General features: G+C 61.1%; 6 protein-coding genes. 2 read left to right on the plus strand and 4 right to left on the minus strand.

Annotation, left to right across the window (positions count from 1 at the left end; all coding sequences use genetic code 11):
- Positions 1-1,048: 1,048 nt before the first annotated feature.
- From aroQ to RCAS_RS19350, 3 genes are read right to left on the minus strand one after another with little or no spacing between them, the layout of a single operon-like run.
- On the minus strand, positions 1,049-1,522 hold the full coding sequence (aroQ, locus tag RCAS_RS19340) for a type II 3-dehydroquinate dehydratase (RefSeq protein ID WP_012122194.1): 474 nt from the start codon (positions 1,520-1,522) through the stop codon (positions 1,049-1,051).
- Positions 1,519-6,987: an NEW3 domain-containing protein gene (locus tag RCAS_RS19345; RefSeq protein WP_012122195.1), complete on the minus strand. Its 5,469-nt coding sequence runs from the start codon at positions 6,985-6,987 to the stop codon at positions 1,519-1,521. Before RCAS_RS19345 ends, aroQ begins: the two co-directional genes overlap by 4 nt.
- Positions 6,988-7,002: 15 nt before the next feature.
- On the minus strand, positions 7,003-11,322 hold the full coding sequence (locus RCAS_RS19350) for a right-handed parallel beta-helix repeat-containing protein (RefSeq protein ID WP_012122196.1): 4,320 nt from the start codon (positions 11,320-11,322) through the stop codon (positions 7,003-7,005).
- 266 nt (positions 11,323-11,588) lie between these two features.
- Here RCAS_RS19350 and dnaK point away from each other — a divergent pair, with 266 nt between their 5' ends.
- On the plus strand, positions 11,589-13,457 hold the full coding sequence (gene dnaK, locus RCAS_RS19355; protein WP_012122197.1) for a molecular chaperone DnaK: 1,869 nt from the start codon (positions 11,589-11,591) through the stop codon (positions 13,455-13,457).
- A gap of 629 nt (positions 13,458-14,086) precedes the next feature.
- The gene (locus tag RCAS_RS19360; RefSeq protein WP_232280069.1) at positions 14,087-14,569 is read left to right on the plus strand and encodes a CvpA family protein; all 483 of its coding nucleotides are present in this window, start codon (positions 14,087-14,089) and stop codon (positions 14,567-14,569) included.
- 189 nt (positions 14,570-14,758) lie between these two features.
- Here the strand turns inward: RCAS_RS19360 and RCAS_RS19365 are convergent, their stop codons facing one another.
- Positions 14,759-15,961, minus strand: a complete 1,203-nt coding sequence (locus RCAS_RS19365; RefSeq protein ID WP_012122199.1) for a hypothetical protein — start codon at positions 15,959-15,961, stop codon at positions 14,759-14,761.
- Positions 15,962-16,574 lie beyond the last annotated feature (613 nt).

A 16,574-nucleotide genomic window follows, 5' to 3' on the forward strand; every position in this document is an offset into this window, starting at 1 on the left:
CAATGGCGTAGCGCGAGATTTATCTCGCGTTTGTGGTGAGGCGCGAGGCAAGAGGCAAGAGGGGTGAGGCGAGCGGCGTGAGGCGCGAGGCGTGAGAGGCGAGGGTCCTGGCAATGGCGTAGCGCGAGATTTATCTCGCATTTGTGGTGAGGCGCGAGGCGCGAGGCGTGAGAGGCGAGGGTCCTGGCAATGGCGTAGCGCGAGATTTATCTCGCATTTGTGGTGAGGCGCGAGGCGCGAGGCGTGAGAGGCGAGGGGCCCGGCAACGGCGTAGCGCGAGATTTATCTCGCGTTTGTGGTGAGGCGCGAGGCAAGAGGCAAGAGGGGTGAGGCGAGCGGCGTGAGGCGCGAGGCGTGAGAGGCGAGGGGCCCGGCAACGGCGTAGCGCGAGATTTATCTCGCGTTTGTGGCGAGGCGAGAGGCGAGGCGAGCGGCGCGAGGCGAGAGGGTCCCGGCAATGGCGTAGCGCGAGATTTATCTCGCGTTTGTGGCGAGGCGCGAGGCGCGAGGCGCGAGGCGTGAGGGGTGAGAGGCGCGAGGGGGCCTGGCAATGGCGTAGCGCGAGATTTATCTCGCGTTTGTGGTGAGGCGCGAGGCAAGAGGCAAGAGGGGCGAGGCGCGAGGCGCGAGGGGTGAGGGGTGAGAGGCGAGAGGGTCCCGGCAATGGCGTAGCGCGAGATTTATCTCGCGTTTGTGGTGAGGCGCGAGGGGCGAGGCGTGAGGGTCCCGGCAATGGCGTAGCGCGAGATTTATCTCGCGTTTGTGGTGAGGCGCGAGGCGTGAGGGTCCCGGCAATGGCGTAGCGCGAGATTTATCTCGCATTTGTGGCGAGGCGTGAGGGGCGAGGCAAGAGGCGAGAGGCATTTCTGGTCCCTAGCCCCTAGCCCCTAGTCCCTAGTGCCTAGTGCCTGGTCCCTAGCCCCTAGCCCCTAGCCCCTAGTCCCTAGTGCCTAGTGCCTGGTCCCTAGTGCCTGGTCCCTAGCCCCTAGTCCCTAGTCCCTAGTGCCTAGTGCCTGGTCCCTAGTGCCTGGTCCCTAGCCCCTAGTCCCTAGTCCCTAGTGCCTAGTGCCTGGTCCCTAGTGCCTGGTCCCTGGCCCCTAGTCCCTAACAACCATTCGATGGCAAGCAAATACCCGCGCCATCCCAGGCCCGCGATCTGCCCGGTGGCGACCGGCGCGATCACCGAGGTGTGGCGGAACGGTTCGCGCCGATAGACATTCGACAGGTGCACTTCGATGATCGGCGCCTTGAGCATCGCCAACGCATCGCGCAACGCCAGCCCGTAGTGCGTCAACGCGCCCGGATTGATGATAATCCCATCGGCGTCCCATCCTTCCGCCTGAAGGAAATCGATCAGCGCCCCTTCATGGTTCGATTGCACGGTGAGAAGGGTGACGCCGACCGCCGCCGCGCGCTCCTGCAAGATTGCGTTGATTTCATCGAGTGTGACGCTGCCATACACCTCCGGCTCGCGCCGACCGAGCATGTTCAGGTTCGGTCCGTGGATCACGAGAATCTTCATCGCTTCACCAGCGGCAGATAGACCTCATACGTCACTTGCGGCAGCGCCACCGGAATGACGAACAGGTTCTCGACCTCGAACACCTTCGTCGGATCGCTCTGCGATTGCGCCCGCACCCGGATGCGGTTGACCGATCCCGACGGCGCATTTGCCGGTACGCTCACATCCAGCGTAATGAACGGCGCCTGCTGGTTCGGTCCCAGCGTGCGCAGCGAGGGTCGCAGCACGACATTCCACGGCAGCGTTTGAGTGAAGGTCAGCACAAAGGTGTCAGTCGTATTGCCGGTGTTGAGCAACTGATGGGTCAACTGCACCTGATCCCCTGCCTGCACGACGCGGACATATTCGGGCGACATGACCGCACTCACCACCTGGCGAATGGTTGTATACTCGCGTGCATCCGCTGCCACATTCGGGTCGGAGACCGACTGCACGCTCAGGCGCATCGCATCGACGGTATTGGAGAAGACGCCGCTTGGAATGCGAATACTGACACTGACCTCGCGCTCTTCACCAGGCGACAGGAACGTCGCAGGCGGCAGAGTCACCTCATATCCCAGCGGAACGAGCGCGCTGAAGACAAACGTATCCGCCACCGAACGCACATTGCGCAGCGTGTGGGTATAGACCACCGTTTCGCCAGGCAGACCAAACCCCTGATTCTCCGGCGGCGTCAGCAGATCGCCGGTTGCGATCAACTGCGCAGTTGTGGTGAGCGTCTCCGCCGCCAGCACCGGACCGGCGCCATCGCCGCGCAACGCCTCGACCGTCACCGCCTGCGTTCCGACAACATCGGCGGGCACGCTGACCTGCACGGTTAGCGGCGTCGGCGCCGTTGCGCTCGGCGGCAGTACCGCTGTGAGTGTCGGCGCGACGCCAGCAGTCCATCCACCGGTCAGGCTCGCCGGGTTCAGGCGCAGGGTGTAACTGATCGTCGTGTTGCCGGTATTGAACAGATTCAGCGTGTAGATTGCAACCGCTGGCGCACCGCTCGTAAACACCGTCTGCTGCGCCGGACCGACCACTTCGAGGCGCGCGTTGTCGGCTTCATTGACGGTCACCGTATCGCTGACGCTCTGCGATGGCGCACCCTGCGCCGAGGTCGCCATCAGCGTGATGACACCGGTCGTTCCGGCAGGTGCAGCCGGCGGAATGCGCACTGCAAACGGCACAAGCCGCCCCTCTCCTGGCGGCACAGCGGCAACCGTCGCCGGCGGGTCGGCGCTGAAACCGCCGCCGCTCACCGCTATGCTGAAGGTGTAGGTGTCGGTCACGTTGCCGGTGTTCGTCAGTCGATGCGTGAAGGTTATCACCGTGTCGGGCGCGCCGCTGCCACTCTCATCCGCCGTGAACGCAAACTGCGGGACAGCCAGGACATTCACCGTATCGGTCACGGCATCCGATACGCTGGTAGTGCTCGCCTGCACCTGGAATGGATAGACGCCCGCCGGAACCTGCGGCAACTGCAACGGCGTGGTGACTGTCAGATCGAAGCGACACGTCGCGCCAGCCGCCAGACCCGTCAGGCAGTTCGCCGGAAACAGGTTCGTCGGACCGGCGACGCTCCAGCCAGCCGGCAGACCGCTCGCACTCACGCTGAAGTTGCCCGCCACGTTGCCAACGTTCGTCAACACGTGGGTAAAGGTCACGCTTCCTGGCGGCGTGATATTCTCCGTCTGACCGGGAGAGAGGCGCACTCCCGGCGCCGCCTGCACGTTCACCGTATCCGTCTGCGTTTGCGACGGTACACCACCCCCAACACGCGCACCAGTCACTTGAATCTGTTCAGTTCCGACCGCCTGCCCATCGCGCACCCGCGCCTGCACCACCACCTGCTGCGATGCGCCGCGCGCCAACGAGAACGGACCGGACGGCGTCACCGTCAGGTTTTCCAGACCGCTGCTCAACGTCGCTGTCACCACGAATGTATCCAACCCATTGCCGGTATTGGTCAACGTGTGGGTAAAGACTGCCGTAGCGCCCGGCGGCAGATTGAGCGTCGGCACGGTCGCTGCACTCAGGGTAAAGCCTGGAACCAGCCCAACGCGCGTGATGCTCGCAGCCGCCGCTGATGCCCCACCGCTTGCCTGCACCGTCAGGGTCGCCGTGACCAGCGTGCCCGCATCGGGAATCGGCGTGTTCGGCACAGTCACGGTCAGTGTGACCACTCGCGAGTCGTTGGGGTTCAGAGTGAAGGACGACGGATCGGTCAGGCTTCCACTCCACGGGCTGCCCTGCGACAGCGTGAGCGACGGTGTGAAGGTTCCGTCACTCTGACCGATGTTCGTCACCGTGTGCGTGAACGTGACCGTCTCGCCGGGCAATCCTTCCTTCAGTTGCGAAGCGGGGGCGATCTGCGGCACAGCGCCCGCCGACGCCGTATCGGTCGCCGTCGCCTGAATCGCCGGATTGCCACTCGAACTCACAGTGACCGTCACCGTGTAGAGCGACGCGCCAGGACCGACAGGGATGGTCAACTGAACCTGCCGCGTACACGACGAGAATGCCGCCAGACTGACACAATTCCCGCCTATGACGCTGACCGTCGCGCCATCATTCGGCGACACTGCGGCTGTGACCACAATCGTATCCGGTCCATTGCCGGTATTGGTGATCGCATGGGTAAATGTAATCACCTGCGGTCGGGCGAACGTAGCGGTCTGGCTGGTCGGCGCAATCGCCACACCATACACCTGCGCCACCGTTGTGGTGGTGTTGAGCGTGCGCTGCGTCGCGCCAACCTGCGCCGTCACGCTGAAGGTGTAATTTCCCGCCAGCGCATTCGAGGGCACTGCGACAGAGATCGTGAACGTCCCCGACGCCCCGGCATTCAGATTGAGGGTCGCCGGCGACGGCGTCGACGCCCAACCGGTTGAGTCGGTGCGCGAGATGGTAACCACAATCGGCGAGGCGCCGGTGTTCGTCACCGTATAGGTGTAAGTCACAATCGTGCCCGGATTGACCGGTCCGCTTCCCGGCGGAGTGCGTCCGGTCTGCGCAAGGATGAAGTCGGTCTGACAACTGAACGGCGCCTCGAACATCGTCGGCGTAAATTCCGAGGTATTGTTGGTCTGATCGGTCACCGTCGCCGAGAAGAAGCGGTCGCAGTCGGGCACAGGCACATTGACCGTAGCGCCGGCTGCGGCGCCGTCGAGGAATGCCAGATAGCGCGGACCTTCGGCGTCGTCGCGGGTGGGGCTGGTAAACACCTCGACGCGGCACCCGCTGGCGCCACAGTTGGCGCCGGCCGGAACCTGCACCTGAAGGGTTGGCGGGCTGCCGCCGGTAATGCCGACAATTGTCGGCGGTTGCGGCGGGCTGCCGGCGCGGTTGATCCCCTTCCCGTTGTTCTCGCTCGTTTCCGTCCCAGAGATACGCACTTGGCTGACAGTCGCGTCGACCATCACCCCGTGCCCGCCGGATGCGCCGCCATTGTTGCGCGCCAGGTTGCGCAACAATGTGTTGCCGTTCGAATTCATGCCCACCAAAACGCCGTGCAGGGTATTGTTGGCAATGATGTTGCGTGTGGCATTCACGCCGACGCCACCGGCGCCACCGATGGTATGGCCGCTCGTCTGAAACAGCCAGACGCCATATCGGTTGCCGGCGCCGGCAAGACCAATCGTATTGGCGCTGACCTCATTGCCGGTTGTAAACGATGACTCTATCTGGATGCCTGTGCCCAATCCGCCAATGGTGTTGCCGATAATGCGATTGTTGTCGGCGCGCAACGAGCTGGCGCCAACGACGTATACGCCAATCGAACTTGTTGATGGACTGCCACGCAAGGCATCGCCCGTCGGCGCCACACCGATAAAATTACCGATGACCTCATTGTTCGATGTATTTGGCGTGCCATCGGAGCGAATCTGGACCGCAACCGGCGTCGATCCCAGCCCATAAGCGATAACATTGGCATCGCCTGGATTCGTGCCGCCGATCCGGTTCCCCGGCGACGCGCTGGACGTTGTGCCGCGGCTGATCCAGATGCTCGCCTGACCATTCGCAAAGGTATCGTCGGAGATCGGCGGCGACGCAGTGTTGACCCCGATGCGATTGCCGACAACGACCGAACCATCGCTCGACAGGCGAATGCCGTTCCCGAAATTGTTCGAGATCACATTGTCGCGGATGGTCGTCTGGCGCGCATTGGTCTCGACAAAGATGCCATGCCCCAGGTTGCCCAGCGAGTCGGTTCCGCTGCGCCCGAACGAAGCGCCATTGGCATTCAAACCGATATAGTTGCCCTGAATGGTTGTGCCAGAAACCCTGCTCGAACTCAGTTGAACGCCATGGCCATTCGGCGACGTGACGCCATTGCCCGCGATGATATTGCGCGCCGCCGGGGTCGCGCCGCCGATCAGCGTGTTGCTTGCACTGCCGATGTAGATGCCGACGCCATTGGGGACGCGGGTCGTTGAGGTTCCCCCCTTTGTCGTACCGATCACATTGCCGCTGATCACCGTATCGGTCGGACTGCTCGCAGCGCTGTCGCCAAATACGTAGATGCCGTAAGGGTTAGGCACGGCATCGTGCCCGGAAATGACGTTGGCATCGATGATGGTATCGTCCAGGTACTGGTACAGCAGCACGCCATACCGCTGATTGCCCGGATCGCTGCCAATCTTGGCGTTGCCCGCCAGGTTCGTGCCGATCAGGTTGCCGCGGATCACATTGCCGCGCCCATCGTCATAAGACGAAGCGGTCAGGTAGACATTTGCGGCAATGAGCAAAGTCTGACCATTGCCGGAGATCAGGTTGCCGAGCGCATTATCGCCGGCCGTGTCGATATCGGGACCGGCGCCCGCCGTCGGGTTGCCGATGATATTGTTCCCTGCATTGCGGATCTGCACCCCGGCGAGACGGTTCGCTGCGGCGCTGCTGCCGTCCGGCGACGTGCCCAGGTAGCATCCATGAATGCGATTGTTGGTTGCGCCTGGATCGCGGATGAAAATGCCGATGCCGGTTATCCCCAGAAGATCGGATGCAGAGGTCGCAAAGTTCTGGATCGTCAGGCGACGGATGGTGTTCCCCGACGACGTGATCGTCAGACCATTCGCGCCGCCGGTGATCAACGAACCATCGATGACGATGCGCGGATGTGTCCAGGAGGGGTTTCCTGCCGGTTGCGTTCTGCCATCGATGGTCACATTTCCGGCGGTGATGCCCGGCAGCGCACTTGCTGGCCGGATGCGCCAGAACCCGGCTGCGTCATAACCTGGCGCGGCAGTCGGAATATTGAACGCAATGGTATGGGGTCCCGCCAGCGCATTGGCTTCCTGGATCGCCGCGCGCAGCGTACACTGACCTCCCGCCGTCTGGCAGACGCCATTGCCGGGGCTGGCATCGGGATCATCGGCAGTGCTATTGACCGTGAAGGTCGCCGCCAGCGCCGACGGCGCCGGCGCAACGACGGAGAACGCCAGCAGCGCAAGAACGAAGAGCAGACGGTATGCGCGCGTCAAGAAGCACCTCAGTTTCTATCGAACAACGAGCGGCAGATAGACCTTGCGAATGGCGCTGACCACCCGCACACGGTCCTGCGCGAATGCGCCGCCGATCACGTTGCCGTTCAGGTCTCTGAGTTCGATGAAGACATTCTCGACATTGCCGTTCACCAGTTGCGGATTGACCGTCACCTCGACGCGGATGATCGCCGTTGCGCCCTGGTTCAGGGTAAACCGCCCCTCGCTGTTGATCGACACCCCACTCGTCAGCGACGTGAATCTTACCTGACTGCCGAGCGCCGGCACGCCGCGAACCTGGAACGTATCGACGCCATTGCCCAGGTTCGTGATCTCGTGCAAGAAGGTGACCGTTTCACCCGGCGCGCCCTCTTTTTCGGCGCTCGCCGGCGTCATCTGCGCCCGCGACAACTGCCCGACGATAGTGCGCGCCTTCGCCGTTCTGGCTTGTGACGGATCAAGCGGAACGGTCGGTGTGATCGCAACGGTCACATCGGCATACGTCCCGGAAATTGGGTTGGCGCTCTCCGGCGGCACGGTCACCGTCAACTGGAAGGCGCGCGTCTCCCCCGGCGGAATCGTCAGGCTCGTCGTCGAAAGCGACCGCTGCCAGTTGACGCTAAAGACCAGATCATCGAACGTCGCAGTGATACCGGTCGTCGCCGAGATATTGCCGGTGTTGCGCACCTGGAACGAGTACGGAACCGTCACCCCCGGATTGCCGCGCCCCTCGGTGAACGTCGGCGTCAGTTCCAGATAGATGCGCGCATTGACGGTTGTCGTATTCACCAGCGAAGTCGTCGCGGTGTAGGTGTTGCCGTTACTGACAGTGGTTCCATCGGCGCGCACCGTCATCAGATCGGTCCCCGGCGCCGCCTGCGGGATGCCGCCGGTCGGCACACGCACCGACACCGTTACCTGGCGCGACTCACCCGGCGCCAGCGAGAACGAACCGGAGGGCTGAATGGCAATCGGCGGCGACAGGTTCTCCCACCCGCGCGAGGTCGTCACCAGGATGCGCACATCTTGCAGTTCGATATTCCCCTCATTGGTCAACGTATGGGTGTACGTAATGATCTGACCGGGGTCTGCCGCCTGCGCCTGCGGCGCGCTGATGCTGAGCGCCGGACGCGGCGCAAAGATCGCAAAGCGCGACGTGTTGCTCAGCGGATCGGTCGCCGTCAGCGTCAACTGGCGTGGAATGCTGCCGACTGTCACAGTAAATGCGCCGGTCGCGTCAACGATGGTCTCGCCAACCGACTCCTGCCCCTGCCCATCGAGCATCGTCTGGTCGGGGCGGAAAATCTGCACCAGACAGCGCGCGCCGCCGATGGACGGGCACCCGCCGGGCGCGCTCACCGGGTTGACCTGACCGGTCAACACCCCGGCGGCGCTCATACGCAGCGACGACTGGAGCGGCGGGTCAATGTCGTTGTTCGGATGACCGGCGACGCCGCCGGTCGGCGTTTCGGGGTTGAGCACAATGCCGCGCCCCAGCAACGTCTCATCGACCGGGAACGGACCATCCGGCGGGATGCCGTTGCCGCTGATACTATTGCCGGTAATCCGCGTCTGCTGCGGGTACGGCGGCGTGAGCGGACCGCCAACCGGCGCGCCCACCAGCACGCCGAGCGCGTTGTTGACAATGAAATTGTCCAGCACCTGCGTCTGCGCCGCCGCGCCGCTCACATGCACGCCCGCGCCCAGGTTACTCACAATCGAATTCCCCTCAATCAAGGTGCGTTGCGCATCGCTGACGGCAACACCAACGCCAGAACCGGTTCCGCCCCACCCGGTTGCGCCGCTCAAGCTAATGCTGTTGAAGCGCACGACCGTGCTGATCGTCGTCGCACTGCGCACCTCGATGCCGACCGTATTCGAAACGACATCATTCCCCTCGAGAATGACACGGTCGCTGCCGCTTTCGACCCGAAACCCCGGACCGTTGTTGTAGCGCACCACGTTGCCGCTGAGCGTCATCTGGTTCGCCCCCGGCAGCAACACACCGCCACCGTTGCGCGTTCCCTCGACCGTGTTGCCGGTGACCGTCACCACCTCCGTGCCGCCGCTGATCTGGATGCCGAAGGCGGGCGAACTAAAGGCATTGCGGTCGAGCATATTTCCCGTCACCATCACGTCGCGCACCGGCGCAACTCCCGGCGTCAGCGTCAGCGCCATGCCCGCCGCGCCGTTGCCGATGATCGTATTGCTCGACATCATCATGCCATCAGTCGCGCCGTTGACCAGAAACCCATTGAGCGTATTGCTGATCGCCTGGCTCGACTCGATCTGCGTTGCGGTCAGCACGCCGGTAAGCGCGAGACCGTTCTGCTGGTTCTGCTGGAAGGTCAGACCGGTGAGGGTCGTGGTGACGCCGTTGGTGAAGCGCACGCCGTTTTCGCGGTTGATGTTTGCCTGACTGTTCTCGATCAGCGTCTCCACTGCGCCGGCAATGTCGATGCCATCGTCGTTCTGCGCCGCGACGACATTGCGCAGCGTCGTCTGTGTCACATTCGCCAGGCGCGCGCCATCATCGCCATTGCCGGACAGCGTGGCGTTCTGGATGGTGATCGACTGCCCGCCATCGATGCGCACACCATTCTGACCATTGCCGGCGATCAGCGTTGGCGTAGTCGCGCCGGTGATGCTGAGATTGACCGCGCCAACGGCATAGACGCCATCGAGACCATTCGAGACGATGGCGTTATCCGTCAGCGTCGTCGTCAGGATATTCGTGCCGGTAATCGCCACGCCATACTGAAGGTTGAACCCGATGCGGTTCGGCGCACCCGGCTGCCCGATGACCGTATTGTGCGAATGATCGCCGATCACGATGCCGGAGCGGTTGGCAAACCCGGAACCGGTCAGCGACCCGCTGACATTCGTGCCGATATAGTTGCCGATGATGGTGTTGTTCTGCGTTGTTAGCAACGGATTACGCCCGCGAACGACGATCCCGTCGCCGGTATTGCCGGAGATGACATTGCGCTTATTGATCGTCGCGCCGCCGATGGTGATATTGCGCGCCCCGCGCTCGATGACGATCCCGCCGCCGGTGTTGTTCGTCCCGCTCACGGGCTGACCAAGATCGTTCAAGCCGATATAATTGTTGACAATCCGAATATTGTTCAAACGATCACCGCGCAGCGTAATGCCCGGACCGGTATTGCCGGCAATAAAGTTGCGCAGCCGGTTCGTCGTCATATCCGGCGATGGAAGTCCAATATCGATATTGTTGACCGGAAACTCTTCCGAATGCACCTCAATACCGCCAGACACATTTGGAACGGGAACGATCAGTGCAGACGAGACATTTGAGCCGAGACCGATGTAATTCCCCGTAATCTGCGTATTCGTTCCGCCATTGATAACGATACCGAAATTGTTGTTACCGGCGATGACATTACCGTATGCCGGGTCCGGCTCGGTTGGCGTGGCGCCGATGATCGTGCCGTTTGCATAGCGCACAATAATACCGGCGCCGAGGTTGCGCAATGGGAACGTTTCGGCGCTGAGCAAGCGCCCGACGCCGATAAAGTTGCCCTGGATTTTGGTTCCCGTTCCCTGAACAACAATCCCGTCCAGATTGTTGCCGCTAATGAAATTCGCTTTCGAGGAGTCGGTGCGCAACCCGCCGATGACCGTATTCTCCGCCGTTTGCTCGACCCAGATGCCGGCAAAACCATTCCCGCTCAGCGTCAATGTCGGCGAGACCGGATCGATACCAACATAACTGCCCTCGATACGATGGTTGCTGCCGCTCACCACATCAATGCCGACCCCCTGACCAAAACTCGGCGTGGCGCTGCTGGACTTGAAATTAACCACCGCAATCTCGCGCACGACATTCCCACTCCCGATCAGACGAATGCCACTGCGGTCGAGCAGCTCTGAGCCATCGATGATGATCTCAGGACCAATGAGATTTGCCTGACTGGGCCAGTTCAGTTCCTGCGACTTTCCATCAATCGTGATGTTGCCTTCAAGCGCGGGCAACGGACCATAGACATATCGCACGCGAATGCGGATGGCGCGGTAGAGACCGTTCGTTTCAAACGCCGGACCGGAGGGCGGAATATTGAACTTAATAGTACCGCCGCCGGCGGCGTTCGCCGCCTTGATCGCCTGACGTAACGAACACGTCGGATCGGGAGCAGCGGGATTGCCGCTTGTCGAGACAGGGCATGTCGTGCCATCGGCGTCCTCAGCCGTTGTCACCACAAACTCACCCGCCGCCTGCGCCACCCGGACCGACGCGGCAGGACCGACAAGCAGCGGCGACCCCATGATCAGCAACGCGACGAGCAGCGCGAGGGCGGAAGGGAAACGCGACATTGAACGCTCCTGAAGCAGCAACAGACTGCCATATGCTGGGGCTGACGTGTCAAGGTTAATATATCATGACACGCAAGCGGGCAAAGTAGGACGTTGGTACCAAAAGTTTGGCGCCGGAAATCTAACACACCTCTAACACTGCACATATAGCGAATTAGCGCGAAACGGGTAAACTAACAGCAGTGACAGGCGCAGCGGGCGCAGCAGTCCGCTGTGTTTTTGCACACTGCACAATCATCATTGCACGGGAAGAAGGTGAGACAACTATGTCGAAGATCGTAGGCATCGACCTGGGCACGACCAACTCGGTCGTTGCGGTGATGGAAGGCGGCGATCCGGTCGTCATTCCGAACGCCGAAGGCAACCGCACCACGCCGTCGGTTGTGGCGTTCACCAAAAACGGCGAGCGCCTGGTTGGGTTGACGGCGAAGCGTCAGGCGACGATCAATCCTGAGAATACATTCTATTCGATCAAGCGTTTTATCGGGCGCAATTTCGACGAAACCACCGTCGAGCGCGAAATGGTGCCGTTCAAAGTCGTGAAAGGACCGCGCAACGACGTGCGCGTCTATGCGCCGACCACCGGCAAAGAGTATGCGCCGCAGGAAATTTCGGCGATGGTGTTGCAGAAACTCAAGACCGACGCCGAAGCCTACCTGGGTGAGCCGGTGACAAAGGCGGTCATTACGGTTCCGGCATACTTCAACGACAGTCAGCGCCAGGCGACGAAAGACGCCGGCAAGATCGCGGGGCTTGAGGTGCTGCGCATCATCAACGAGCCAACTGCCGCCGCGCTGGCGTATGGTCTCGATAAGAAGAAGGACGAGACGATCCTGGTGTTCGATCTTGGCGGCGGCACGTTCGACGTGTCGGTGCTCGAAGTCGGCGATGGCGTGGTCGAAGTCAAAGCCACCAACGGCGACACACACCTCGGCGGCGACGACTACGACCAGCGGATCGTCAACTGGTTGATCGACGAGTTCCGCAAGGATCAGGGGATCGACCTGAGCAAGGATCGCCAGGCGTTGCAGCGCCTGAAGGAAGCCGCTGAAAAGGCGAAGATCGAACTGTCGAGCATGTCGGAGACGGAGATCAACCTGCCGTTTATCACGGCGGACGCCAGCGGTCCGAAGCATTTGCAAATGCGCCTCAGCCGCGCAAAGTTCGAGCAGTTGACTGCCGACCTGACCGAGCGCCTGAAGGGTCCGTTCTTCCAGGCGTTGAAGGACGCCGGTCTAAAGCCGAACGACCTCGATGAAGTCGTGCTGGTGGGTGGTTCGACCCGTATGCCGGTGGTCATCGACCTGGTGCGCAAACTGACGGGCAAGGAGCCGAACCGCAGCGTCAACCCGGACGAGGTTGTGGCGATTGGCGCAGCGATCCAGGCAGGTGTGCTCGGCGGCGACGTGAAGGACGTGGTGTTGCTCGACGTGACGCCGCTCTCGCTCGGCGTCGAGACGCTCGGCGGCGTGATGACGAAACTGATCGAGCGCAACACGACCATTCCGACCCGCAAGAGTGAGATCTTCTCGACGGCTGCTGACGGGCAGACGGCGGTGGACATCCACATCTTGCAGGGCGAGCGCGAAATGGCCGCCGACAATATGACGCTGGGGCGCTTCCGGCTCGAAGGCATTCCGCCTGCGCCGCGCGGCGTGCCGCAGATTGAAGTGACCTTCGACATCGACGCCAACGGCATCCTGAACGTGTCCGCCCGTGATAAGGCGACCGGCAAGGAGCAGCGGATCACGATTACGGCCAGCACGAACCTGTCGAAGGAAGAGATCGAGCGGATGGTTCGCGATGCCGAACTGCACGCTGCCGAGGACAAGCGGCGGCGCGAACTGGTCGAACTTAAGAACCAGTCCGACAGCCTGGCATACCAGAGCGAGAAGTCGCTGAACGAACTCGGCGATAAAGTCGATCCGGCGCTCAAGAGCCGCATCGAAGGTCTGATCAAGGACCTGCGCGAGGCGATCAGCCAGGAGAATGAGAGCCGTATGCGGTCAATCTCGGCGGAGTTGCAACAGGCGATGTACCAGGTGTCGCAGAGCGCTTACACCGGCGGCAACGGCGACGGCGCGCGCAAAGGCAAGGACGAAGGGGTCGTCGAGGGCGAGTATACCGTCGAGTGATCTCTGAGCGAAAGTGACGGTCACGTCACCACCCGCATGCGTGTCATTCCGAGCCCTTCGCTTCGCTCAGGGTAAACTCAGCGAGGAATCTAAGCGGGTCGCGCACGACCCCTCGCGCTGCTCGGGGTGACCATGCCGGATGGTCACAGGTCATTGGTATAAAAGAGGATCTAAATGCCAGGCGACGCATGAGGTCATGCCGTCCTGGGCAACACAAGGGCGGGGCTGAGCGCACGACGGCGAAAGTCCAGGAGTCTGCGGCATCCCGGGCGGCGCCCGCTGGACAGCGTAAGGGCAGGGCTGAGACCCGTCCTTACGTGTCGCTACAACACTGGTCGGGCCGCTTATACCAATGACGATTGAAGATACCGCATGCGTGTCATTCCGAGCCCTTCGCTTCGCTCAGGGTAAACGCAGCGAGGAATCGAAGCGGGTCGCGCACGACCCCTCGCGCTGCGCGGGGTGACCACGCCGGATGTTCACCGGTCATTGGTATTAGGCCCGCCTCCTGTGCATCTCACGTGACCATCACCCTCGACGCAACTTCCGGTATCATGGCGTCGAAACATTGTGGCCCCCATGCAACTGTGCTGACAGACTGCGGGTGTCATTGCGCCGGCAGTCGCTCGATGACCATGAACCTGCTCGACATCCTGATCGCCATCGTGCTGACGCTGGCAGGCATTGCCGGTTACTACTGGGGCGTCGCACGGCAACTGCTGGCGCTCGCCGGGCTTGCCGCCGGAGTTGCCGTCGCCGGTCGCTACGGAACGCTGGCTGCCGATGCGCTGATGTCATTCGTCGAGGATCGCGCCGCCGCCGAGGTTGGCGGTGCGCTCATTCTCCTGGCGCTCGTAAGCGGAAGCGCCAGTCTGATCGCGTCGCTGCTGCACCTGTATGTGGGGCTGATAATCGGCGGGAAGACCGACCACACCCTGGGGGCGTTCCTGGGAGTTGTCCACGCCGCACTCCTGATCAGCGCACCGGCGCTGATAGTCCACGCCCATCCGATTGAACCGTGGGAGTCGGCGCTGCGCGAATCGGCGCTGGCAGCGTTCCTGGCGCAAACAGCGGGCAGAGCGCTGGCGCCATTGTTGGGGGTTGGGGTGTGAGAACTCACAACCGCGAACCAAGAACCGCGAACCGAGAGCCGGGAACGACGACAAGACCCATCCGCGCACATCCGTCCCGATCCGTGTCCATCCGCGTTCCCTCTCTCCACCTCGCTCCTGCGCAGAACCACGAACCGCGACCTCCGTCCCGATCCGCACCGATCCGTGTGCCCACTCCCACCTTATCATTCAGGGCTCAGGTATGAACATCATAGTAACCGAAGGAGTATTCAGATGTTCGTGATAGTACACTCCAATCGTCAGCTTTGAGAACTCGAAAAAACCGTAAGAGAAATCAGACTGCTCTTTTCCCGTGGTTCCACCAATTGGATCATGTGGATGAATACCCCACATTGACGGTGCGAGATAATTCCCCCGGCTGGCGTATGTTGCGCGTACACGGATCATCGGCGAATGTGTGTCACCTCCTGTAGTAAATGCATGATGCCAGTCAGCGGCAGCGCGATCCACCTCCGCCTGCAATTCTGGACGTGACACAAGTGGACGCTGAAGCGCCTGACCGGTAGCCAGCAACATCCGCTGTCCAGCGGCATGCGCCGTATCGAGGGCATTTGTTGCAAGAAATGGTTCTTCTCCTTTACGTTCAGATGCTATTTCACTTCCTAAAAGACCCAGCTGCACGGCATATGGCGTCCCTTCAAACTCGGGAAAATATTCAAAACGCGCTCGCTCAAACCATTGCGTCAGACGCCCCTTTTCGATCTGCGCTTCAGAGATCGGATACCCGAATAGCGCAAGACTCTCAGCAAAGGAAAAACCAGCCTTGCCGTCCATTTCTATTCCATGGCTTGACCAGTATCCCCAAAACTCCGGCGCAATCGCATGACCTGTTTCTGCAAAGAAATGGGGAGCAGAGGGATCGCCCTTCGCAAACGATTGCCAGTCGCGTCCCTCACGACTTAGCGCCTCTACCCCCAGACGACCTAATCGCACACTTTGCGCCAAAGGTAGCCAGTATTCAGCTTCTAGTCCTATGCTGCTCCTGTGTTCAGGATTGTCAGGATCATAGTGCCACTCGAAGCGCTGACGTTCGAAGTACTGAACCATGTACCAGCGTCCTTCAATCTGCTCCAGGAACGCCTCACTGATAGGGTAGCCAAAGACAGGCAGACTTCCCATACGATCCCAATATTTCAGAAACGGCAGATAGAGGTTATGCCCGGTCTCTGGGTAATAGCGCGTAAAATACACGTCCTTCGTTCGGCGATACAAATAATACGGTGAACATGTGACCCATCCACTCGGATCATCGAGTGAACAAGGACGACGCGTAGATGTTGGTTGCGCAGATACTGAGCCGGCAAACGATGGAACAAAACTCATAACGATGGCAGCGACAATAAACAAACGCACGAGAACGCAAGAATACATCGCAATCCTCCTTTCGGAGCAAGTGACGGCTTTTTGACAAACGACAGTACGAGCGTATCAGAAAGACTATATCCCAGAACCATGTAGATCGTGGAGCAACGAGCCACTGGATGACCAGGCGCTCACCAGGACAATAATAATGATGAATTATAGATGCCACACCGATAAACAACCTGATCGTTTTCGCATCAGATTCTCGACATTTTTGCAACCATCGCCAGGTTCACAAAGCACATCGCATCTTCCACGGAGGAAATACGACCATGCGCTCGCAGTTCACTTGCTGAGACCATAGAAGTCTCAGGGGAACCTCCACATCCTGCGTCCGCAGATCGCGTCCGACTAACGTGATGGCACTCAGAATAACGCATCGCGTTGAGCATCCGTCCCGATCCGTGTCCATCCGCGTTCCCTCTCTCCACCTCGCTCCTGCGCAGAACCTCCATAACGCCTGAGGACCCTTATATGGAGAGGCGAGAGAGGTGAGGCGTGAGGGGCCCGACCATGGCGTAGCGCGAGATGTATCTCGCATTGGTGGCGAGGCGCGAGGCGCGAGACGCGAGAGGCGAGAGGGTCCCGGCAATGGCGTAGCGCGAGATTTATCTCGCGTTTG

Origin of the sequence: Roseiflexus castenholzii DSM 13941, from assembly GCF_000017805.1 — a bacterium.
Classification (GTDB): domain Bacteria; phylum Chloroflexota; class Chloroflexia; order Chloroflexales; family Roseiflexaceae; genus Roseiflexus; species Roseiflexus castenholzii.

Coding starts and splice junctions, on each gene's coding strand:
- aroQ (WP_012122194.1), bottom strand. CDS start 1,522: ATGAAGATTCTCGTGATCCACGGACCGAACCTGAACATGCTCGGTCGG.
- RCAS_RS19350 (WP_012122196.1), bottom strand. CDS start 11,322: ATGTCGCGTTTCCCTTCCGCCCTCGCGCTGCTCGTCGCGTTGCTGATC.
- dnaK (WP_012122197.1), top strand. CDS start 11,589: ATGTCGAAGATCGTAGGCATCGACCTGGGCACGACCAACTCGGTCGTT.
- RCAS_RS19360 (WP_232280069.1), top strand. CDS start 14,087: ATGACCATGAACCTGCTCGACATCCTGATCGCCATCGTGCTGACGCTG.
- RCAS_RS19365 (WP_012122199.1), bottom strand. CDS start 15,961: ATGTATTCTTGCGTTCTCGTGCGTTTGTTTATTGTCGCTGCCATCGTT.